General features: G+C 73.3%; 14 protein-coding genes. 9 read left to right on the plus strand and 5 right to left on the minus strand.

Annotated elements, in window-relative coordinates:
• Positions 1-160: 160 nt before the first annotated feature.
• From K8638_RS01510 to K8638_RS01525, 4 genes are read left to right on the plus strand one after another with little or no spacing between them, the layout of a single operon-like run.
• On the plus strand, positions 161-1,567 hold the full coding sequence (locus tag K8638_RS01510) for an RDD family protein (RefSeq protein ID WP_223752566.1): 1,407 nt from the start codon (positions 161-163) through the stop codon (positions 1,565-1,567).
• 51 nt (positions 1,568-1,618) lie between these two features.
• On the plus strand, positions 1,619-4,576 hold the full coding sequence (locus K8638_RS01515; protein ID WP_223752567.1) for a FrgA protein: 2,958 nt from the start codon (positions 1,619-1,621) through the stop codon (positions 4,574-4,576).
• A 21-nt stretch (positions 4,577-4,597) separates the two neighbouring features.
• Positions 4,598-6,127 (plus strand): PAS domain-containing sensor histidine kinase, encoded by a 1,530-nt coding sequence (locus K8638_RS01520; RefSeq protein WP_223752568.1) that lies wholly within the window; start codon positions 4,598-4,600, stop codon positions 6,125-6,127.
• The gene (locus K8638_RS01525; RefSeq protein ID WP_223752569.1) at positions 6,124-7,530 is read left to right on the plus strand and encodes a sigma-54 dependent transcriptional regulator; all 1,407 of its coding nucleotides are present in this window, start codon (positions 6,124-6,126) and stop codon (positions 7,528-7,530) included. The genes K8638_RS01520 and K8638_RS01525 overlap by 4 nt, the downstream gene beginning before the upstream one ends.
• A 9-nt stretch (positions 7,531-7,539) precedes the next feature.
• Here K8638_RS01525 and K8638_RS01530 read toward each other — a convergent pair whose 3' ends face one another.
• From K8638_RS01530 to K8638_RS01545, 4 genes are all read right to left on the minus strand, one after another.
• Positions 7,540-8,922, minus strand: coding sequence for a wax ester/triacylglycerol synthase family O-acyltransferase (locus tag K8638_RS01530; RefSeq protein ID WP_223752570.1), 1,383 nt, complete (start codon positions 8,920-8,922; stop codon positions 7,540-7,542).
• 57 nt (positions 8,923-8,979) lie between these two features.
• Positions 8,980-9,786 carry a hypothetical protein gene (locus K8638_RS01535; protein ID WP_223752571.1) on the minus strand — a complete coding sequence of 269 codons (807 nt, stop codon included), beginning with the start codon at positions 9,784-9,786 and terminating at the stop codon, positions 8,980-8,982.
• 23 nt (positions 9,787-9,809) lie between these two features.
• Positions 9,810-10,808, minus strand: a complete 999-nt coding sequence (locus K8638_RS01540; RefSeq protein WP_223752572.1) for a class I SAM-dependent methyltransferase — start codon at positions 10,806-10,808, stop codon at positions 9,810-9,812.
• Between the two features lie 150 nt (positions 10,809-10,958).
• Positions 10,959-14,063, minus strand: a complete 3,105-nt coding sequence (locus tag K8638_RS01545; RefSeq protein WP_223752573.1) for an aminotransferase class I/II-fold pyridoxal phosphate-dependent enzyme — start codon at positions 14,061-14,063, stop codon at positions 10,959-10,961.
• 205 nt (positions 14,064-14,268) lie between these two features.
• On the opposite strand from K8638_RS01545, the gene K8638_RS01550 reads away from it, so the two are divergent.
• Entirely contained in the window at positions 14,269-14,685 is a 417-nt protein-coding gene (locus K8638_RS01550; protein ID WP_223752574.1) for a hypothetical protein, read from the plus strand.
• A gap of 306 nt (positions 14,686-14,991) precedes the next feature.
• Positions 14,992-16,380, plus strand: a complete 1,389-nt coding sequence (locus tag K8638_RS01555) for a hypothetical protein (RefSeq protein ID WP_223752575.1) — start codon at positions 14,992-14,994, stop codon at positions 16,378-16,380.
• A gap of 21 nt (positions 16,381-16,401) precedes the next feature.
• Here the strand turns inward: K8638_RS01555 and K8638_RS01560 are convergent, their stop codons facing one another.
• Positions 16,402-17,559, minus strand: a complete 1,158-nt coding sequence (locus K8638_RS01560; RefSeq protein ID WP_223752576.1) for a site-2 protease family protein — start codon at positions 17,557-17,559, stop codon at positions 16,402-16,404.
• A 199-nt stretch (positions 17,560-17,758) separates the two neighbouring features.
• Between K8638_RS01560 and K8638_RS01565 the strand changes: the two genes are divergently transcribed.
• From K8638_RS01565 to K8638_RS01575, 3 genes are all read left to right on the plus strand, one after another.
• On the plus strand, positions 17,759-18,448 hold the full coding sequence (locus tag K8638_RS01565) for a Coq4 family protein (RefSeq protein WP_223752577.1): 690 nt from the start codon (positions 17,759-17,761) through the stop codon (positions 18,446-18,448).
• 11 nt (positions 18,449-18,459) lie between these two features.
• Positions 18,460-20,019: an acyl-CoA carboxylase subunit beta gene (locus K8638_RS01570; protein ID WP_223752578.1), complete on the plus strand. Its 1,560-nt coding sequence runs from the start codon at positions 18,460-18,462 to the stop codon at positions 20,017-20,019.
• 89 nt (positions 20,020-20,108) lie between these two features.
• Positions 20,109-20,723, plus strand: a complete 615-nt coding sequence (locus K8638_RS01575) for a hypothetical protein (RefSeq protein WP_223752579.1) — start codon at positions 20,109-20,111, stop codon at positions 20,721-20,723.
• Positions 20,724-20,815: the final 92 nt, after the last annotated feature.

Below are 20,815 nucleotides of genomic sequence, written 5' to 3' on the forward strand. Positions count from 1 at the left end.
AAGCCCCTCACACGGAACGTCCCGAAGGGGACGTGTTGGGTCGGCCGTTGACGAGCCCCTGACGGTTCCTCAGGCGAGGGACCTCGGGGGCTCGCACTTTTCTTGCCCCCCGCGCTGGGACGTCTTTTCATGGCGCCGCCGTCCAGCCGGGAGGAGTCCGTTGTCCAAGTGCCTGAAATGCGGTGCCGCGCTTCCGCCCGTGGGTGATTGCACCGCCTGCGCCATCACCGTCCGCGACACCCCGGTGCCGAGCCTGCTCGACCGCGACATCCGCATCGACCGCCGCGCCGCGGACCGCCCCGCCGCGGCTCCGGCCTCGCCTGCCTTCGTGGACGCCGCTCACGCGCCGCCGTCCGTGGCCCCGCTGGCCGCGCCGCTGCCTCCTCCCGCCACGCCCCGCGCCGCGGCGCCGCAGCCCGGCCATCCCGGTGTCCCCGCTCCGCGTGCGCCCGCGCCGCAGCCCGGCCATCCGGGTGTCGCCGCTCCGCGTGCAGCCGCGCCGCAGCCCGGCCAGCCGGGTGTCGCCGCTCCGCGTGCAGCCGCGCCGCAGCCTGGCGCGGCGGCGCCACGAGCCGCGAGCGCACAGCCTCCGCCTCCAGGCGCGGCACCGCGGGCTCCCGTGCCCCAGGGCGCCGCTCCGCACGCGGCCCCTCCGCAGGCTCCGGCCGCGCAGCCCCGCGCGGCCCAGGCTCCGGCGGCGGCCTCGCCCATGACTCCCGCCTACGGCACGCCCGCGGCCGCCGCTGCACCTCGCGCGCAGGCCCCGAGGCCTCCGGGTGCCGCGGCCCCCACTCCCGCTCCGTCAGGTCTGCCCCGCATGGAGTCCGCGTTCCCCGCGCCGGCTCCGTCGGGTCTGCCCCACATGGAGCCCGCGGCCCCCGCTCCCGCTCCGTCGGGTCTCCCCCACATGGAGTCCGCGGCTCCGATGAGCGCCGCGCCCGCTCCGTCAGGTCTGCCCCACATGGAGCCCGCGGCTCCGGCGGGCCTGCCGCGCATGGAGTCCATGCCTCCGGCTCCCGTGGTCGCCATGGGTGTGGCGCGCGCGGAGCACGGCAATGCTCCCGCCGCGAGGGCGAAGTCCGCGTCCGGTGTCACCGAGGTGCACGCGCGTCCGGCGTCCCTGTGGCGGCGCCTGCTGTCCTTCACCATCGACACGGCGGCCATCGCGGGCGTGGCCGCGCTCTACATCACGCTGGCCTCGTCGGTGACGGGGATGAAGGCGCCGGAGGCCGGGCTGAGCGGCCTGGATGGCTTCGTGGCGTGGCTGCGCGCGCTCCACACCGTCCTGCTGCCGGGCTTTTTCCTGGTGCTGGTCCTGGCGCTCGTGTACTGCGCGGTGGCGGCCTTCCTGTGGAACGGGCGCACGCTCGGCCGGCTGCTCCTGGGGCTGAGGCTCGTGGACACGCATGGCCTGGCGCCCGCGCCGGGACGTGCCATCGTGCGCGCGCTGCTCGCCAGCGTATCCTTCCTCATCTTCCTCGGTGGTTTCTGGATGGCGCTTTTCGACCGGCGCGGGCAGACACTGCATGACAAGCTGACGTCCACCTTCGTCGTTCAACCGAGCTGACCTTTCGTTTCATTGTGCCTTGCGGCCGCGGCCGTAAGATGCCGCGCCTACATGCCTGCCCGTCTCGCCCAGCTCCTCGTCTCGCGCATGCTCCTCTCACCGGAGAAGGCGGGGGAGTTGCTGCGCCAGCACCAGGCCCAGGGCGGGCACCTGGACACGCTGCTGCTGGAGCGGGGCGTCGCCGGTGAAGCGGACGTGCTCGCCATGCTCGGCGAGGTCTCCGGCTTCCGGCCGGTGAACCTGGTGGACTTCGAGCCCAACCCGGACGTCGCCTCCTTCATCCCGCCGAAAATCGCCGAGCGCCTCTGCGTGGTGCCGCTGTCGCTGGACGGCAACACGCTGCACGTGGCCTGCGGCTACCCGGTGCCGAAGAAGGAGCTGGACGAGGTCGGCTTCCTGCTCGGCAAGCCGCTCGAGGTCTGGGTGGCCGCGGAGGTGCGCGTCCGCGAGTGGGTCTCCACCATCTACCGCCAGCCGCTCCCTCCGCGCTTCGCCCAGCTCGCGGCCACGCTCGACCCGGAGCGCGTCGCGGCCGCGGCGCCCCCGCCCCCCGCGCCCACCGACGACTCGCTCACGGCGGACATGGTGGAGCGCCTGGCGCGCACCGTGGCCCAGGAGCCGCTGCCCGCCGAGGTGAGGACCGCTCCGCGCGAGCAGGCCGCGCCGAAGCGTCCCGAGACGCCCGCGGCCGCTCCGCAGCGCCCGCCTCCGCCGCCCGCCGAGGAGACCAATGTCCCCCCGCCGGCCTTCGTCCGCGCGCCCCTGCGGCTGAACATGCCGAAGGACGAGGCGGCCGCGCGTCCGGCCCCGGCGCAGCCGCAGCGTCCGGCGCAGCAGCCCGCCCAGGCGCCGCAGCTCGCGCCCACGCCGCAGGTCACCGCCGGCGCCCAGCCCGCGGCCCGGCCCGCCACGCCACAAGCCGCGCCTCCCGTGGTCCAGGCCCAGCCCGCCACGCCGCAGGCCGCGCCTCCCGTGCTCCAGGCCCAGCCCACCGCCCGGCCCGCCACACCACAGGCCGCGCCCCCCGTGCTCCAGGCCCAGCCCACGACGGCGCCCGCCAACGCTCCGGTGCCCACCAACGGCGCGCCGGCCGCTCCACGGGCCACGCCTCCGCAGCCGCCGCCGAGCGCCACCGCCACGCCCGCGCAGCGCCCCGCGACTCCGGGCACGCCCCAGGTGTGGCCTCCCGCGCCCGCCGCGCCGCCGCAGGCCAACGCGGTGACCGCCACCGGCACGCCGCAGGTGTGGCCTCCCGGCCCCACCGCGAAGCCCTCCACCTCGGGCAACCCGCCGACGATGCGCTTCGGCACGCTGCCGGGAAGGCCCGGACCGGCGCAGCAGTCCGCTCCGGCCGCGGAGCCCTCGTTCCTCGTCTTCCCCAACCCGGCGCGTCCGAGCACGCCCGAGCCCTCCGCGCCCGCCACCCGCCCGGCGCCTCCGCCGCCCGCGGGGCAGGACGTGCCGGACTGGACGCTGGCCCAGGCGCGCGCCGCGCTGAAGGAGGCCACCAAGGACCGGGACCGGCTCATCGACGTGGCGCTGCGCTTCGGCCGCCGCACGTTCGACTACGTGGCCGCCTTCGCCGTGGTGCGCGGCGCCGCGACGGGCCTGGAGGCCCGGGGCGAGGGCATGACGGGCGACCCGCTCACGCTGGTGTCCGTCCCGCTCGACGCGAGCAGCGTCTTCCGCACGGTGGCCGTCACCCGCGGCAGCTACGCGGGCCCCCTTCCGCCGGACGCGCTCACGCGGCACTACCTGGAGCTGTTCGGCCGGCAGACGCCGCGCACCGTCTTCCTCTACCCGGTAGAGGTGAAGGGCCGGCTGGTGGCCATCCTCTACGGGGACTGCGGGCAGAAGCCCATCAGCCAGCGCCGCCTGTCCGACTACATCCTCTTCTGCCAGGACCTGCCGGCCGCGTTCCAGGAGCTCATCCTCTTCCGCAAGCAGCGCGTGTCGGAGCTGCGCGCGCCGGAGGAGCCGGAGCTGACCATCGACGTGGACATGCCGGTCGCCGCCACACCGGCCCCCGCGCCCGCGGTGGTGGCGGGCCTGGGGTGGAGTCCCTTCTTCGGCCGGGGCGCCGCGGGCAGCGTGGGCCGCGCCGCCGCGCTGCCTCCGCGCGCGCAGTCGCAGGAGGAGCGCCCGCCGCCGGACTTCGCGCCGCTGCTCAAGCGCCTCACCGGTCCGGACGCCGCCCAGCGCGCCAACGCCATGGCGGAGCTGGCGCGCTCGCCCGAGGCCAGCGCGAAGGTGCTGGCGCAGCACTTCCCCGGCCCCACCGCGTGGAGCCGCCTGCCGGTGGTGGAGCTGCCCGAGGCGGACGAGCTGGGCCCCATTCCCGGCGCGCTGTCGCGCCTGGGCCGGCCCGCCGCGCACGCGCTGGCGCCGCTGTTGGACTCGCAGGACGCGGACACGCGCTACTTCGCGCTGCTCACCGCGGGCAACCTGCCCTACGTGGAGCTGGTGGACGGCGTGCTGCGCGGGCTGTTCGACCTGGAGCCCGACATCTCCAGCGCCGCGCGCGTGGCCGCCTCCGCCCTCAAGCACCTGCCCCGCCTGGACGCCGCCCTGCGCGACTTGCGCCAGGAGCTGGGCAGCCGGGACGCGATGCGCCGCTCTCTGGCCGCGCGCGCCCTGGGCACGCTGCATGACCGCGAGGCGATTGAAGGCCTCATCCAGCTCACCGGCAGCGACGACGAGATGTGCGCCCAGGCCGGAGCGGAGGCGCTGCGCGAGGTGACGCGCGCCACCTTCGGCCAGAGCCCGCGCCAGTGGGCGCAGTGGTGGGCGGAGAACCGCAGCCGCCGCCGCGCGGACTGGCTGGTGACGGCCCTGCGCCACCGCGAGCTGGACGTACGGCTGGCCGCCATCGAGGAGCTGAGCCGCGCCCTCAACGACACGCTCGGCTACTACGCGGACGCGCCCGAGACGGAGCGCGAGCTGGCGGTGCGCCGCTGGGAGTCCGCGGCGGTGGACCCGGCCAACGCGCGCCGGCTGGGCATGTTGTAGGCCCCTGCACGGGAGCACCGCATGACGGGCGGGATGTGGTTCAGTCTGGTGGCCTGCGCGGGGCTGCTGGCCCTGGCGGGCATCGCGCTCGCGCGCGTGGGACGCAGCCCACTGGCGCTGCCGCTGGCGCTGCTGTCCATCATCCTGTCCACGCTGAACTTCTCGGGCTTCGCGCTGGAGCGCTCGGGCGAGCCGGGCTGGAAGCTGGTGGGCTTCGCCGCGGCGCTGATGACGGTGCCCTGCACGCTGCACTTCATCCTCGCCTTCGTGGGACGGCGGCGGCGCTCCGCGTGGGCCATGTTCGGCACCTATGCCGTCTTCTGCGCGCTGGCCGCGTTGATGCTGGCGGGACTGGGCGCGCCCTCGCTGGCGGAGCGCCTGCTCACGCTGCGCTTCGGCCTGACGGTGACGGGGCTGGTGACGCCGCCGATGGGCGGAGGCTTCGCGCTGCTGTGGCTGCACCTGCGCCGCGCGCAGCACCCGGACGAGCGTGCACGGGCGGGGCTGGTGCTGCTGGGGCTGACGCTGCTGGTGGCGCTGCTGCTGACGGACCTGGCGGCGGAACTGGGCCTCCAGGTGCCCCGGCTGGGCAACCTGGGAACGCTGCTGGGCCTGCCGGTAATGGCCACGGCGGCGCTGCGCTTCGGCCTGTTCGGCCGGGACGTGGGCGCGGCGCGCATGGCGCTGCACGCGGTGGGGGTGGCGGGCGTGGGCGTGCTGGCGTACCTCGCCGTCTTCCGGCTCTTTGGTGGGCAGGCCGGCGCGCTGGTGGTGTGCACCTCGGCGGTGACGTTCTCCCTGCTGGCCGCCACGCGCCGGGTCGTCACCGCCTATGTCAGCCGGAGCGAGCGGATGGAGCGGCTGGCCACGCTGGGCCGCTTCTCCGCGCAGATGGCGCATGACCTGAAGAACCCCATCGCCGCGATGAAGGGCGCCGCGCAGTACCTCAAGGAGGAGCACGCGCGAGGGCGGCCGTGGGACGGGCACGGCGAGTTCCTGGACCTGCTGCTGGAGCAGGTGGAGCGGCTGGACCGGGTGGTGGACACGTACCAGCGGCTGGCGCGCGTGGAGCCGCTGCCCCGGCCGGTGGACCTGGGCCGGCTGGTGGAGGGCGTGCTGTCGCTGCAGTCCTTCGCGAGCCCCGGGCAGGTGTCCATCGTCCGCGAGCTGGCACCGGGGCTGCCACCGTGCTCGGGGGATGAGGACCTGCTGGCGAACGCGCTGGAGAACCTGGTGCGCAACGCCTTCGAGGCGATGCCCGGGGGAGGCACCCTCACCGTGCGCACGCTGCGGGACGGCGCGGACGTGGCGGTGGAGGTGGAGGACACCGGCGAGGGCATGGACGCACGCACCCGGGAGCGCGCCTTCGACGACTTCTTCACCACCAAGGCGGCGGGCAGCGGCCTGGGGCTGGCGTTCGTCCGGCGGGTGGTGGAGGCGCACGGCGGCGAGGTGGCCCTGACAAGCCGGGAGGGGCACGGTACCGTGGTCCGGCTGCGTCTGCCGGTGGGCATCCCGCACCTGGCGAATGGGGAAGGAGAGGCCGCGTGAGCGAGCCCTTGAAGGGGAACGTACTGCTGGTGGACGACGACCCGGCCGTGGCCAAGGTGCTGGGCGCGCTGCTGGCGCAGGCGGGGCTGACGACGCACGCGGCGCGGGACGGGGCGGAAGCGCTCGCGCTGCTGGCGCGCAAGCCCATCGACGTGGTGGTGAGCGACGTGCGCATGCCGGGCATGGACGGCATGCAGTTGCTGGCGGAGGTGGCGCGGGGCTGGCCGGACGTGCCCGTCGTCCTGCTCACCGCGCACGGCACGGTGCCGCTGGCGGTGGAGGCGATGAAGGCGGGCGCGGCGGACTTCATGCTGAAGCCCTTCGACCGGGAGGAAATCCTCTTCACCATCCGCAAGGCACTGCTGCGCACGCAGGGCGACGCGCCCGAGCCGCTGCGGGCGCCGAGCCCCTTCATCGGCCGCAGCCGGGCCATGGCGGACGTGCAGGCGATGCTGGCGAAGGCGGCCACGGGCACGGCCACGGTGCTGCTGCGGGGCGAGTCCGGCACGGGCAAGGAGCTGGCGGCGAAGGCGGTGCACGACGGCAGCCCGCGGCACTCGGGGCCCTTCGTGAAGCTGCACTGCGCGGCGCTGCCGGACACGCTGCTGGAGAGCGAGCTGTTCGGCTACGAGAAGGGCGCCTTCACCGGCGCGGCCACGCGCAAGCCCGGCCGCGTGGAGCTGGCACATGGCGGCACGCTGTTCCTGGACGAGGTGGGCGACATCCCCCTGTCGGTGCAGGTGAAGCTCTTGCGCGTGATTCAGGAGCGCGAGCTGGAGCGGCTGGGCGGCACGCAGACGGTGAAGGTGGACGTGCGCTTCGTGGCGGCCACGCACCAGCCGCTGGAGGAGCTGGTGAAGGCGGGCCGCTTCCGCGAGGACCTCTTCTACCGGCTCAACGTGGTGCCGGTGGAGCTGCCGCCGCTGCGCGCGCGGCCGGAGGACATCGAGCCGCTGGCCCGGCACTTCCTGGAGGTCCATGCGAAGACCAACGGCCGGCCGCCCTTCACCCTCACGGATGACGGGCTCGCGGTGCTCCAGGCGCAGCCCTGGCCGGGCAACGTGCGCCAGCTCCAGAACTTCCTGGAGCGGCTGGTGGTGCTGTCGGACGGGCAGGTGCTCACAGGCGCGGAGGTAACGCGCGAGCTGGCACGTCAGCCGGGCCTGTCCCCCACTCCCGCGCCCACCCTGCCAGCGGCACCGGAGGTAACGAGCGCTCCTGGAGCGCAGGCGGCGGGCACGGACGCGGTGCCCACGCTGGAGTCCCAGCGCAAGGGCATGGAGCGGCAGGCGCTGGTGGACGCGCTGAAGCGGGCCCATGACAACCGCACCATGGCGGCGCGGTTGCTCGGCATCAGCCGGCGCACGCTCTACAACAAGCTGGAGGAGCACGGGCTGCTGTAGGACGACACCTCAACCGCTCGCGGCCGCCCCCGCCAGTGCCTCCACCTCGTCGTGGAACGCGCGGATGAGCTCATGCGGGTCCGGCACCCGGCCCGCGTCCGCCGCCACGCCCACCGTCACCTGCCCCGCGTAGCTGAAGAGGCTCACCCCCAGGCCCAGGTGGCCCGCCTGGGGCACCCAGAAGGTGAGCCCGCCCAGCGTCGTGCCCGCCAGCGACACGGCCTCGCGCGGGCCCGGCACGTTGGTGGCCACCAACGTGGCCTTGGAGCCGAAGATGTCCACCGCCGCCCGCTTCATGGCCGCGGGGGTGTACCCCAGCACCTCCAGCATGCCGAACGTCACCACCGCCTCCGGCGAGCGCTTCACCAGCCCCATCCGCCGCGCCAGCTCGAGCAGGCGCCGCCGGGGCTCCTCGATGTGGACCGGCAGCCGCAGGAACACCACGCCGAAGCGGTTGCCCAGCTCGCGAGGCACGGGCTCGTCCAGTGGCCGCAGGTTCACCGGCACCAGCGCATGCACGTCCTCCGGCGGCACGTCGCGCGCCTCCAGGTACCGTCTCAGCGCGCCCGTCACCGCCGTCAGCAGCACGTCATTCACCGTACCGTCCAGCGCGCGCCCCAGCGCCTTCACCCGCTCCAGCGGCACCGGGTCCGACCACGCGGCGCGCTTCTCCGTGCCCAGCGGCCCACGCAGCGGCGTGCGCGGGTCCTGCGGAATCACCAGCAGCTTCCCCACCGCCGCCGCACCCCGGGCCCCCTGGCGCACCAGGTCTCCCGCGAGGATGGGCTCCGCCGCCAGCTCCGCGCCCTTGCGCAGCACCGTGCGCGCCGTCCCCGCCACCACCCGCGCCCCACGCATCCACCGCGCCAGCCCGCTCCCAGGCCCGTGCGTCCGCTCGCGCAGCTCCGGGGCCACGCCCTCGTGCGCGCCCTCCGCATCCGTGAGCGTCAGCAGCACCCGCGCCAACGCGATGCCATCCGCGAGGCAGTGGTGCAGGCGGCACAGCAGCACGTCCCCGCCACGTGCACCCTCCAGCACGTGGAACTGCCACAGCGGCCGGGAGCGCTCCAGGGGCGTGCTCATCCACTGCCCCACCAGCGTCTCCAGCGCCGCGCGGTCCCCCGGGGCCGGCACCGCGAGCCGCGACAGGTGCGCGTCCAGGTCGAAGTCCCGCGCCTCCTCCCAGTGCGGCACGCCCAGGCGCCCCAGCACCACGCGCTGCCGGAAGCGGGGGTAGCGCTCCACCAGCCGCTCACGCACCACCGCCTGGAGGCGCGCGAAGTCCAGCCGGCCCTCGAACCAGAGCACGGCGGTAATCATCATCAGGTTGGCGGGTTCCTCCATGTGGAACCACAGCGCGTCCACGCTCGCCATCCGCTCGTGCGCCGGCATCTCTCCGCATCCCTCCAGGTGCGCCAGCCGGAGTCTCGCCTGTCCAGCCCCACCCGCCTACTTCTTCCCGCCCTCCGGCGGTGTGCGGTCGAACTGGAAGGTCTGCTTCGTGGGGTCGTCCACCATGAGCGTGAGCGTCCCGTCCTCCACCCTCCAGAGATAGCTGCCACCGCGGAACTTCAGCCTCTTCCGGCTGAGAGGAATGACGCGTTTGTCCCCGCACACGGGGCCCACCGCCTGTCCGTCCCGCGTGCGCAGCGTCAGCCGGTCCTCGCCGGACAGCTCCACCGTCCCCCACGCGCGGACCACCAGCTTGTTGCCCTGCCCCAGGGTGGCTTCCTCCAGTGCGGTGCGCAGCACGAAGCAGCCGTCGGGCCTCACCTGGAGCGTGCGCGCGTAGTCCGCGCGAGGCTCTGCCTCGATTCGCTCGGGCCCGCCGTCCTGTTCCTCCGGAAGGCTCGCGGCGGCCAGCGTCCAGAGCCCGACCAGCGCCTCGGGGGGCTTCGTGGCCGGAACGGGAAGCCCCTGGCACGGGTCCGCCCGCTCCTTCTCCGGACTGGGCGGAGCCGGCTCGAAGGAGCGCTGGCAGGTGCGGCCACAGGTGCGCGACGCGCACTGCGTATCGTCCGGAGCGCAGCCCGCCTTCACGGTGCAGGCCTTGAGCCTGTCCAGCGCCTTCTCGCAGTCCTCGCGCAGGCACTTGTCCACGCACTCGGCGTCGATGCACTCGGCCACACACGCCCAGTTGGTGGCGCCGCACACGCCGGCCACGGTGCGCGGGCGCTCGGGAGACGTCTGGGCGGCCGCGGGCAGCGAGGTGCCCGACGCCAGGAACAGGACGAGAAGGACTCGGGAAGAAGGCATACCGCCGCCGGCGGGCCCTGTCCTCAGGTGAACTGCCAGCGCCAGGTGCGCACGTCGCCGGGGTCCCCCATCTCCAGCTCGAAGGACAACGTGTCGAAGCGCTCGAACTCGCGCGAGTCCACGCGCAACAGCGTCATGCCCGCGTGGTTCTGCCCGCGCAGCGGCGACACGGTGAAGGACAGCTCGGCATCGAAGGCCACCTTGTAGAAGAGACAGAAGCCGTCCACGCGCCCCTCCTCCACCACGGGCCGCGAGTAGCGCACGCGGTGCGGCAGGCCGTCCGCCGCCATCGTCTCCAGGTCGAAGGCGAAGGCGGGCTCCGGGTCGCACAGCAGGTGGTCCACCTCGTACGAGCGGATGACGCGCGTGAAGTAGGACGGGTTCATCGCCTCGCGCAGCGTCTGCAGGCAGCTGTAGTCCACGCTGGGGAAGCGCTGGCTCCAGATGAAGGGGATGCACGCCTCGTCGCGGAGCTGCACCGGCTCCACGAAGACCTCGAAGCGGTTGGGGAGGATGCGCCCGCCCGGCTTCAGCATCCGGGTGCGCAGGTCCAGCACCCTCGGCACCAGACCCGCGTCGAAGAGGGCGTCGCCCAGCAGCTCGTGCATCAGCACGTCCACCTTCTCCGGCGGGTGGTACTGCCAGGGGTGCGCGCGCACGAAGTCGATGTGCTCCAGGCCGTTGCGCCGCGCCACCCACTGCGCCGTGTCGAGCTGCCGCGAGCCGTCCACCGCGTACAGCTTCTTCGGGTGGCGGCTGGCCGCCAGGAAGGTGCGCAGCCCCGTGCCGGTGCACGCGTCCATCACCACGTGCCCGGGCCGCACGTAGCGCTCACACGCCCGCTGCCAGGCCTCCACGCGCTCGGGGTCCGCGAGCGCGTGGTCCTGCGGCGCGGGGCTGGACAGCGACAGACTGTCGGGCACCACATTGCGCAGCGGAAGCTGCGACACCAGCGGCAGGTGGCTCAGACGAGAACGCAAATCCATCAATGCCTGTCGAGGCAGGTCGAGCAGATTCGGCATGGTGGCATCCCCCCGGATGCTTGGATGTTTCGAGCAACGTCGCCGGCCCATTGGGGCACCGGGATTTCACACCATGCGGGAGTTACGGGCACTGGCCCATTGGGCGGGGGGACAGGGGGATTGTCCCCGTGTGAACAGCCCCCCCGAGTGTCAGCGGCCTCCCGTGCCTTCCGGTGCCGGGCGCAGCTTCGCGCCGAAGGCCAGCAGCCGCTCCCGGGCCTTCAGCAGCTTCTCGCGGGGAATGGAGAATACCGCACGCACGCGCTCGGCGTCGCCGCACCAGGGCCCACCGTTGAGCACCACATGGGTGTGCGCGTAGATGACGGCGGGCAGGTTCTCCGGCGTGAGGCGCACGCCGTCCACCTCGCGCCCCAGCCACGCCGTCATCCGGGGCGCCAGGAAGAGTCCACCCGCGTCTCCCGCATCCGAGCGCCCGTCTCCGGGCAGCGCCTCCGCCAGCAGCTCGCGCTTCTCCGCCAGCTCGCGCCGCATCTTCGCCAGGAAGGAGCGCAGCGCGCGGTGCCGCGCCGGGTAGTGGAGCTGCCCGTCCGGGTTGCGCGCATAGGCCGCGTACAGGTACGCCGCCGCGCGCGCCGTCACCAGGTGCAGCACGCCCGGGCCGCTGTCGCGCACCGCCGCCGCCAGCGCCCTGTCCCGCGTGGCCAGCCAGCCCACGCGCAGCCCGCCCGCGGCGAACTCCTTGGACAGGCCGCCCAGCAGCACCGTGCGCGCCCCCACGCCGGGCACCGCGCCCTCCAACGTCACCGGGCTGTGCACCGTCTCCGCCGTGGGGCTGGTGAGGTTGACCAGCCCGAAGATTTCGTCCGACACCAGCAGGCAGCGCTGCTCCACCACGTAGGTGGCCAGCGCCACCAGCTCCTCCTGCGTGAGGTACGTGCCGGTGGGGTTGGACGGCTGCGAGACGACGACGGCGTCCGGGGCGCCACCACCCTGCCCCCGCCGCGCCAGCAGCGCGGACAGCGGCGCCTGCTCCACGTCACAGCCGGCGGACACGAAGGTGGGCGGCAGGACGCCGTAGCACGGGGTGGCGAGGAAGACGCGGGGCGCCCGGCCCAGCCGCTGGCGCAGGGCCACGCCCAGGTGATGGATGAGGGGCCAGACTCCCGGCGCCACCACCACGTCCTCCAGCGCATAACGCGCGGCGCGCGTCTCCAGCAGGAAGGCGGTCACCGCCTCCGCCAGCCCCGTCTGCTGTCCCGACTCGCGCGGCGCGGTGCCCGCGGCGATGAGTCCCTCCACCAGCGGCGCGGGCAGCGGCCCCTCGTTCTCTCCGTAGTCCAGCCGCACCCGCTCCGGGTCGTCCTCGCGGAACACCCTGGGCGCGAAGGCGGGGAAGCCCGCCAGCCGGGCGATGCGCTTCGAGCGGGGCAGCGGCACCGCCGGAGCGCGCCGGGACGCGGGCGCCTCCGGCTCCGCGAAGGAGATGCGGAAGGACAACAGGTCCGCGAAGGTGCGCTCGTAGAACCACTGCGCCAGCGTGCTGATGCGCGAGTACGTCACCTCCGCCGCCACCTCCAGGTCCGCGCGCAGCGGCTCCGGCACGGGCAACAGCAGCGTCAGCTCCAGGTCCGGCCACACCGCGTTCTTGATGAGGCCGTAGAGCACCACCAGGTTGGGCATGTACGGCTCGCGCGCCAGGAACTCGAAGAGCGTGAGGGGCTCCACCTCGCCGGTGATGTTGAAGAAGGCGCTCTCGTCCAGCACCACCCAGATGCCCCGCCGCGCCGCCTCGGAGACGATGTCGCGCAGCACCGCGAGGTTGGTGCGCTCGCCCTTCTCCACCGTCAGCAGCACCAGCTTCACGTCGAAGGCCGTGAGCAGCCGGCGGACCTCCTCCAGCGTGGTGTGCGTCACCGTGGCGCGCACGCCCGCCTTCTCCAGCGCCCGCGCGTAGAGCGGGTGCAGGTTGCGCGACACCAGCACCGCGTCGCCCGGGTCGCACGTGGCCATCAGCAGCGAGTAGACGGCCTGCTCACGCTCGGGCGCGACGAACAGCTCCTCCTCCGCCAGCCGCAGCCCGAAGTACCGGTCCAGGTAGCGCACCACCCGGCGGCGGAAGGACGCGTCGCCCGCCTCGTGCGCGTACGGCATCAGCGGGCCGCGCGCCAGCCGCGCCGCCAGCTCCGCCACGAAGCCGAGCTGCTCGGCCGGCGCCGCGCCCAAATCGAGCTCCTCCTGCAAGGAGGCCGCGCCCAGCTCTCGCAGGGCCGCGCGCAGCGCCAGCGTCTCGCGAGGCAGCGCCAGCTGCGCCTCCCACACCGCCACCTCGTGCCACACGGGGTGGCCCGCCTGCAGCCAGCCCAGGGCCGTGGCGGCGCGCAGCGGCTCCGGGCTGCGGGCCTCCATGAAGAACTCGAACTCGCGCCCGGTGCGCTGCTCCAGCGCCACCAGCGGGCGGATGTCCGTGTCCGCCGCCTGCATCACCCGCCGCGCCACGCGCACGCGGGTGGTGAAGCCGCGCCGGGTGAACATGCGCGCGATGATGGGGCGCCCCGGCCGGCCCGCGAGGTTGAGCAGCAGCCGCCCGCCCGGCGCCAGCCGCTCCGGCGCCTCGTCCAGCAGCCGCGCGATGAGCCCCAGGCCGAAGTGGTCCTCGTAGACGTTCTGCAGCGTGCAGTAGTTGGAGAGGTCGTACAGCGCCTGCTCGTCCGCCTGGGACAGCTCCGACGGCAGCTCCTCCTCCCCGCGAAGCACCTGGGGGATGCAGCCCACCACGAAGTCCCACGGGGCCTCCGCCGGCACACCGCGGAGCAGGTCGCTCTCCCCGAAGGACAGGCGCGACACCAGCGCCTCGCCGCCGTTGAGCCACGCGTTGCACCGGGCCACCACCGGCGAGTGCGGGTTGAGGTCCGCGCCGTGTACGTGCGCCAGCCGGGTGAACTTCGCCAGGGCGATGCATATCCACCCCGAGCCCGCCCCCACCTCCACCAGCCGCTTCCCCGCGTACTCGTCCAACGGCACGCTCAGCAGGCCCTCCATGAAGGTGTAGGCCCAGGCCTCGGGGGCGAAGATGGACGGCAGCAGGAACAGCTCCAGCCGCTCCTGGGACGCGCCCACCGCCACCGTCACCGTCACCAGCCGCAGCGGCGCCGTCTCCGGCTGGTGGCGGGACGCCTCGGCCAGCTCGCGCAGCTCCGTCAGCGCGCGCGGGCGGCGGTCCGGGTGGGACAGCTCCTCCGACAGCGCGCGCAACAGGTGGAAGGCCTCGCGAGGTGAGGCGGGGTAGGTGGGCATGGCGCGGAATGTCGTGAGCCGCCGTCGACATGTCAACGCGGGTAGTGGCGTTTGGACGCAACCCTTTGGCGCCCTGGGGTGAGTCAAGGAATCGGCGACTGGCCGTATTTAGGGGTGTGCGGCCCGGAACACGGGAACGCCAACCGGAAAAGCATCGATGTCGCTCAGGCCCGTGGATGGACCCCGTAGTGGAGAGGGGGCAGTGATGGAGATGAACGTCTGGACGCCGGCCCTGACCGGCATGCAGGGAATGGGTGGTGTGCGCACTCTGGCGCAGCGGGTCTCTCGGGACCCGGCGCGTGCGAGGTGGGAGGCGCAGCCGTGGAAGCGTCAACTTCAGGACCCGGGGGAGTACGAGAACCCGGTGGCGCGCGACGCGCTGGTGAAGGCGCTGCTGGCGGAGGGGCACACGGTGGACGCGGAGGTGGCGCGCTTCGCGGGGACGGCGGAGGACCGGGTCTGCATCAGCATCGCGCAGGTGGTGCGCTTCGCGGACACGCTGGCGCTGCGCATGGCGCTGGCCCGCACGGATGACCAGGTGCTGCAGCTCGCGCACCTGCGCCGCAACGCCGAGGAGCTGGCGGAGCGGATGATTGACTGGGCCAACGCCGGCCGGATGTGAGCGGCTGGCGGGGTGCCCCGTAGAGGAGAGCGGTGATGGTGAGGGCAGCCCGTCCACGACAGACGCGCCGTGAGGTGCAGGCGCGTTCCATGAAGCCCGTCGGCCCCCGGGGCGCGAGGCCCCAGGCCCGCCCCCAGGGCACGCCGAAGCGTCAGGCGCCGCGCCAGATGCCCGGCGGGAAGTCGGGGGGCGGACTGGCGCCTCCCCGCTGGGTTCAGTAGCGAGTCTCGAACGGGAGACACTCGACTCACCCTCGGGGGCGCGTCATCCTTGACAGCCCCGGAGCCCGGCTGTTCTCACGGGGACATGCTCTCCTCGCTCGTCCTGGCGGCCACCCTGGCCGCGGCTCCCACTCCCCGCTCCGCCTCGGCGGCGCAGACCGTGGTCCACGTCCCGAAGCTGGATGCGATGGCGGGCCTGTCCTCCTTCCTGGAGCGCGCGGGAACCCATGCGGCGCTGCTGCGCCCCGCGGCCTGGCGCGCGGAACTGCACCCCTTCCTCGTCATCGACCCCACGAAGCCGGAGACGCTCTCCGCCGTGGGGCTGGACCCGGCGGGCCCGGCCACGGTGTCCCTGCGCGAGGATGGCCGCGTGTCCTGCATGCGCGTGAAGGACGCGAAGACGTTCCAGGCGAAGGCCGCCGAGGCCATCGCCGCCGCCGGTGGCGACGAGGTGAAGCCCACCACCTCCAAGGGCGTGACAACGGTGAGCGTGGAGCGCTCGGCCGGTGGCGTCATGGGCTACGCGCTCAAGGGGCAGGAGATGTGCTCCTTCGGAGCCACCGACGCGGGCGGCCCCGCGCTCCTCAAGGAGTCGGTGAGGCTGGTGGGCAAGGCGCCCGCGGCGGACGCGCGGCTGGGCAGGGTGACGGGCGTGGCGTACCTCGCGACGGGCGGGACGGTGGTGGGGCTGGACGGCACGGGCAACTCGCTGAAGGTGGACGGCACCGCGCTGAAGCTGCCGCTGCCGCCCTTCCAGGCGAAGGGCACCAGCCCCTACGGAGCGATGCAGCCGGCGGGCATGCTCTTCTCGCGCGTGGCGGTGGCGCCCGCGGGCGTGCAGCAGGCGGTGGGCTCGCTGCGCGCCACGATTCAGGCCGTGTGCCCCCAGTGCCCGAAGGAGCAGGTGCAGGCGGTGGCGGACTCGGTGGCGCAGCACCTCACCGGCAACATGCTGGTGAACATGGACAACGTGCAGGTGCGTGGCTCGCTGCGCGCACCGGAGGCGCGCTTCTTCGCCGTGCGCCAGGCGCTGGCCGCGGAGGTGACGGACGCGGCGGCGGTGAAGTCCGCGCTCGCGCCGCTGAGCGGCTTCCCCGGCGCGAAGGCGCTGGAGGACGGCTGGGCGCTGGCGGTGAAGGGCGGCAGCGTCTTCGTGCGGCAGAAGGGCAAGCAGCTCGTGGTGGGCAATGACGAGGCGGTGACGCAGGCCACGCTGGCGGCGCTGCCGGCGGCGGGCGCGAAGCAGGAGCGCGCGGTGGACTTCTCGCTGGACCCGAAGAAGCTGGCGCGCGGGCTCGGCCAGGTGGGGCTGTCGGACGTGCTCGCCGACGAGCAGCTCGCCGCCCTCTTCGCCGTCAGCACGGAGCTGGGCCCGCTGCTGGAGCGCAGCGAGCGGATTACGGGGTGGATGGACAGCGCCCCCGGCGGCGCGCACCGCTTCTCGCTCACCTGGACGCTGCCGGAGTCGAAGTAGCGCCACGCGCCGGGAGCGGCCCTATGCCGGCCGCTCCTGCCGGAAGCCCCGCTCCTGGCGCTCCGCCCGCTCCAGCCGCGTCTGGTACAGCGCCATCCCGCGCTGCACGTCGCCGATGTCCAGGGTGCCCGCCAGCGTCCCATCCGCCGCCACGACGGCGAGCTGCGGCACCTCCTTCTCCGCCATGCGCCGCAGGGCCGTCCACCCGTCCTCCTCCAGGCCCGCCACCTCCACCGGCGCCATCAGCTCCCGCGCGGCGCGCGTGGCCCGCGCCTCCTCCGGCACCGTGCGCAGCGCCTCCATCCCCACCCAGCCCACGGGTTTCCCGGCCTCCGTCACCGGCAGCATCAGCCGCCGCTCCCGCCGCAGCGCCCACATCGCGTCCCACAGCGAGTCCGAGGCCTCCACGCCCGCCACCCGCGGCGTCATCAGCGCCGACACCGGCACCCGCTCCAGCGTGGCCTTCATCCGCACCTGCCGCGCCTCGCCCTCCGCGCCCATGTAGATGAACACGGCGATGACCATCAGGAACGGGTTGAAGGACAGCGCCCCCCACAGGCCGAACAGCACCGCGAAGCCCCGGCCCAGCACGGACGCCACCCGCGTCGCGCGCAGCGCACCCAGCCGCCCCGTCAGCGACGCGCGGACGATGCGCCCTCCGTCCATGGGAAAGGCGGGCAGCAGGTTGAACAGGCCCAGGAACAGGTTGAGGCTCGCCAGGTAGAAACACGCGAACTGGAGGTTGAAGGAGCGCGTGCCCTCCAGCAGCCACGTCGCGCCGCCGAACACCCCCGCCAGGAAGATGCTGGTGAGCGGCCCCACCAGCGCCATCAGCGCCTCGTCCCGCGGCCTCGGCGGCGCCTCCGTCAGCTCCGACACGCCGCCCACCATCATCAGCGTAATCGAGCGCACCCGCCCGCCCCGGGCCAGCGCGTAGACGGTGTGCGCCAGCTCGTGCACGAACACGGAGGCGAACAGCCCCACCGCCACCCCCAACCCCCACAGCGCCGGAGAGCCGAGCAACCGCTCCGGTGGAACCTCGGCCAGCTCCGCCGCCCGGCGGAACGCGCCTCCGAACATCACCGCCAGCAGCGGCAGGACGAGCAACAGCGTGAAGTGGACGCGGATGGGAATGCCGCGAAACGCGCCCACCTGGAACGAACCCCGCGCAGCGCGCATGGCGGACCTCCGGGTTCTCAACGTCCGTCCCCCACCCGCCGCGCGCACGGGCCCGGGAGGGACGCGTTCGGCCGTCCGCCTCCTGAGTGTCCGTTCCCGGGCGCTCGGGATGTCCGCCCGCGGGCACCGCCGCCCGGGGCGTCCTCTCTCCCGCCCCACCCGCCGCGTACCCTGGCACCCACGGACCCGGGAGGCAGGCATGCGGAGCCCTGTCGCGTATGCGCGCACGGCCTGGCGGATGGCGCGAGCGCTGAGGTACCCGGAGCAGCTCCAGGACATCCTCGAGCTGGCCGCCGTGCTCGCCCCGCCCGCCGCCATGACACGGCTGGTGGAGCGGCTGATGCGCCATGACTCCGCGGCGCGGGCCTTCGTCGAGCGCCCCCGCGTGGGCTTCCTCCACCTGGCGTCACTTCGCACCCTCCCCCAGGGCACCCTGGGCCGCGCCTTCGCGGACCACCTGGAGGGGAACGGCCTGGACCCGGACGCCCTGCCCTACCTGGAGGCCCACACGGACGAGGAGTACGTCCGCGCCCACATGCTGGAGTCCCATGACGTCTGGCACGTGCTCACCGGCTTCCCCACGGACGTAGCCGGTGAGCTGGGCATCCAGGCCTTCAGCCTCGCCCAGGTGGGCAGCCCCTTCGCCCTGGGCATCCTGGCCGGGGGGCTGGCCAACACTCTTCTTTATGCCTTCTCTGAGCGGGACTGCCGCATGCGAGCCATCGTCCGGGGCTGGCTGCTGGGCCGGCGCGCCCGCCTCCTCTTCGGCGCGCCCTGGCGTCAGATGTGGGAGTGGCCCCTGGACGACGTCCGCCGGCACTTCGGCCTGGACCTGGACGCGGTGGAGGCGGTGCTTGCGGGCAGAGCGCCCCCCGCCCAATCGTGCTAGACGGGGCGCCCATGGACGAGACCTCCGAGAACCCCCTCCGCGCGCGGCTCCAGCAGCTCGAGAAGCAGGCCGAGCTGGGCGGCGGCGCCGACCGTATCGCCAAGCAGCACGAGGCCGGCAAGCTCACGGCCCGCGAGCGCATCGACCTGCTGCTCGACCCGGGCTCCTTCTGCGAGCTGGACAAGTTCGTCACCCACCGCTCGACCGACTTCGGCATGGGCGACAAGAAGATTCCCGGCGACGGCGTCGTCACCGGCTACGGCACCGTGGAGGGCCGCAAGGTCTTCGTCTTCGCCCAGGACTTCACCGTCTTCGGCGGCTCGCTGTCCGGCGCCTATGCCCAGAAGATCTGCAAAATCATGGACATGGCCACCCGCGTGGGCGCGCCCGTCATCGGCCTGAACGACTCGGGCGGCGCGCGCATCCAGGAGGGCGTGGAGAGCCTCGCCGGCTACGCCGACATCTTCCTGCGCAACACGCTGGCCTCGGGTGTGGTGCCCCAGATTTCCCTCATCATGGGCCCGTGCGCGGGCGGCGCGGTGTACTCGCCGGCGATTACGGACTTCATCATGATGGTGAAGGACACCTCCTACATGTTCATCACCGGCCCGGACGTCATCAAGACGGTGACGCACGAGGAGGTGTCGAAGGAGGCGCTGGGCGGCGCGGTGACGCACAACCAGAAGTCCGGCGTGGCGCACTTCGCGGCGGAGAACGAGCAGGCCGCCATCGTCATGACGCGCGAGCTGCTCTCCTTCCTGCCCTCCAACAACCAGGAGGACCCGCCCGTCCAGCCGTGTGATGACGACCCGTTCCGGGCCGAGGCGTCGCTCAAGGACATCGTCCCGAGCAACCCCAACAAGCCCTACGACATCAAGGAAGTCATCAAGGCCGTCGTCGACAACAAGCACTTCTTCGAGGTGCAGGAGCAGTACGCGAAGAACATCGTCGTCGGCTTCGCGCGGATGAACGGGAAGAGCGTGGGCATCGTCGCCAACCAGCCCGCGGTGCTGGCCGGCGTGCTCGATATCGACGCCAGCATCAAGGCCGCGCGCTTCGTGCGCTTCTGCGACTGCTTCAACATCCCCCTCATCACCTTCGTGGACGTGCCCGGCTTCCTCCCCGGCACCGCCCAGGAGTGGGGCGGCATCATCACCCACGGCGCCAAGCTGCTGTACGCCTTCGCCGAGGCCACCGTCCCCAAGGTCACCATCATCACCCGCAAGGCCTACGGCGGCGCCTACGACGTCATGGCGTCCAAGCACATCCGCGCGGACATCAACTACGCCTGGCCCACCGCCGAAATCGCCGTCATGGGCCCCGAGGGCGCGGTCAACATCATCTTCCGCAACGAGCTGCAGAAGGCGGCGGACGCCACCGCCGAGCGCGCGAAGCTCACCGCCGAGTACCGTGAGAAGTTCGCCAACCCCTTCAAGGCGGCGGAGCTGGGCTACATCGACGAGGTCATCCGCCCGGAGGACACGCGCAACCGGGTCATCCGCGCCCTGGAGATGCTGAAGGACAAGCGCCAGGAGAACCTGCCGCGCAAGCACGGCAACATCCCCCTGTAGGGGGGGGTTGGAGGGCAGGCAGGCACGCGCCACCCTGGAAATTTGAGGGTGGCGCGCGGGCTTTCAGGTTGCCAGGAAAGGAACCCATTTTGTCCCACCGCCGACTCATCCTCTTTCTCTCCGACGTTGAAGGTAACCTCACCGCGCTGCGCCAGACGTTGAAGCGCGTCTGTGAGGCGGTGGACCTGCCCACGCCCGAAGTGAAGTGGGTGGAGTCCCCTCCGGAGGGCCTCGCCGAGGCGGGCTGGCACGCCGCCGAGCTGGCGCTGCCCCCCGCCCCCGGCCGCAAGGCCCGCAAGTCCGAGCAGCCCTTCCTGGAGGAGCAGCTCGACGCCATGACGCAGGCGCTGGCGCAGGACTTCCGTGACAGGGCGCTGGGCCTCTTCGTGGACCGGGAGCACAGCTACGCGCGCACCAGCGTGAGCGGCCCGGGCCGTCCCTCCAAGGCCGTGGAGGGCGAGGTGCTGGACGTCATCCGCCAGGCCGCGCGCTGGCTGGACGTGGAGACGGGCATGCTGGCCCGCCTGTTCGGCGGCGGCAACGCGGCCCGCAACCTGCTGGCCGCGGCGGTGGACTTCGGCAACGAGGGCGCCCGCACGCCGCCCCCCGCCCCGCCCGAGCCGGACGAGGACGACCGCTTCGTGGAGGCCAAGCTGGCCCAGGCCAGGGTCTACATGGAGCAGTACCTGAGCCAGCGGAAGTAGCCGCGGCGGCACCGGCCGCAAGGGGGGCGGACACGCCCCCCCACACGGTCAGCAGTGCCCCTCCGCCTGGCGAGGGACCGGAAAAGAGAACG

It is taken from the genome of Myxococcus sp. RHSTA-1-4, assembly GCF_020037125.1.
Classification (GTDB): Bacteria; Myxococcota; Myxococcia; order Myxococcales; family Myxococcaceae; genus Myxococcus.

Excerpts from the sequence above, each read along its gene's own strand:
- K8638_RS01540 (WP_223752572.1), bottom strand. The coding sequence starts at position 10,808 with ATGCCGAATCTGCTCGACCTGCCTCGACAGGCATTGATGGATTTGCGT.
- K8638_RS01565 (WP_223752577.1), top strand. The coding sequence starts at position 17,759 with ATGCGGAGCCCTGTCGCGTATGCGCGCACGGCCTGGCGGATGGCGCGA.
- K8638_RS01515 (WP_223752567.1), top strand. The coding sequence starts at position 1,619 with ATGCCTGCCCGTCTCGCCCAGCTCCTCGTCTCGCGCATGCTCCTCTCA.
- K8638_RS01535 (WP_223752571.1), bottom strand. The coding sequence starts at position 9,786 with ATGCCTTCTTCCCGAGTCCTTCTCGTCCTGTTCCTGGCGTCGGGCACC.
- K8638_RS01550 (WP_223752574.1), top strand. The coding sequence starts at position 14,269 with ATGGAGATGAACGTCTGGACGCCGGCCCTGACCGGCATGCAGGGAATG.
- K8638_RS01545 (WP_223752573.1), bottom strand. The coding sequence starts at position 14,063 with ATGCCCACCTACCCCGCCTCACCTCGCGAGGCCTTCCACCTGTTGCGC.
- K8638_RS01530 (WP_223752570.1), bottom strand. The coding sequence starts at position 8,922 with ATGCCGGCGCACGAGCGGATGGCGAGCGTGGACGCGCTGTGGTTCCAC.
- K8638_RS01570 (WP_223752578.1), top strand. The coding sequence starts at position 18,460 with ATGGACGAGACCTCCGAGAACCCCCTCCGCGCGCGGCTCCAGCAGCTC.
- K8638_RS01555 (WP_223752575.1), top strand. The coding sequence starts at position 14,992 with ATGCTCTCCTCGCTCGTCCTGGCGGCCACCCTGGCCGCGGCTCCCACT.
- K8638_RS01560 (WP_223752576.1), bottom strand. The coding sequence starts at position 17,559 with ATGCGCGCTGCGCGGGGTTCGTTCCAGGTGGGCGCGTTTCGCGGCATT.
- K8638_RS01520 (WP_223752568.1), top strand. The coding sequence starts at position 4,598 with ATGACGGGCGGGATGTGGTTCAGTCTGGTGGCCTGCGCGGGGCTGCTG.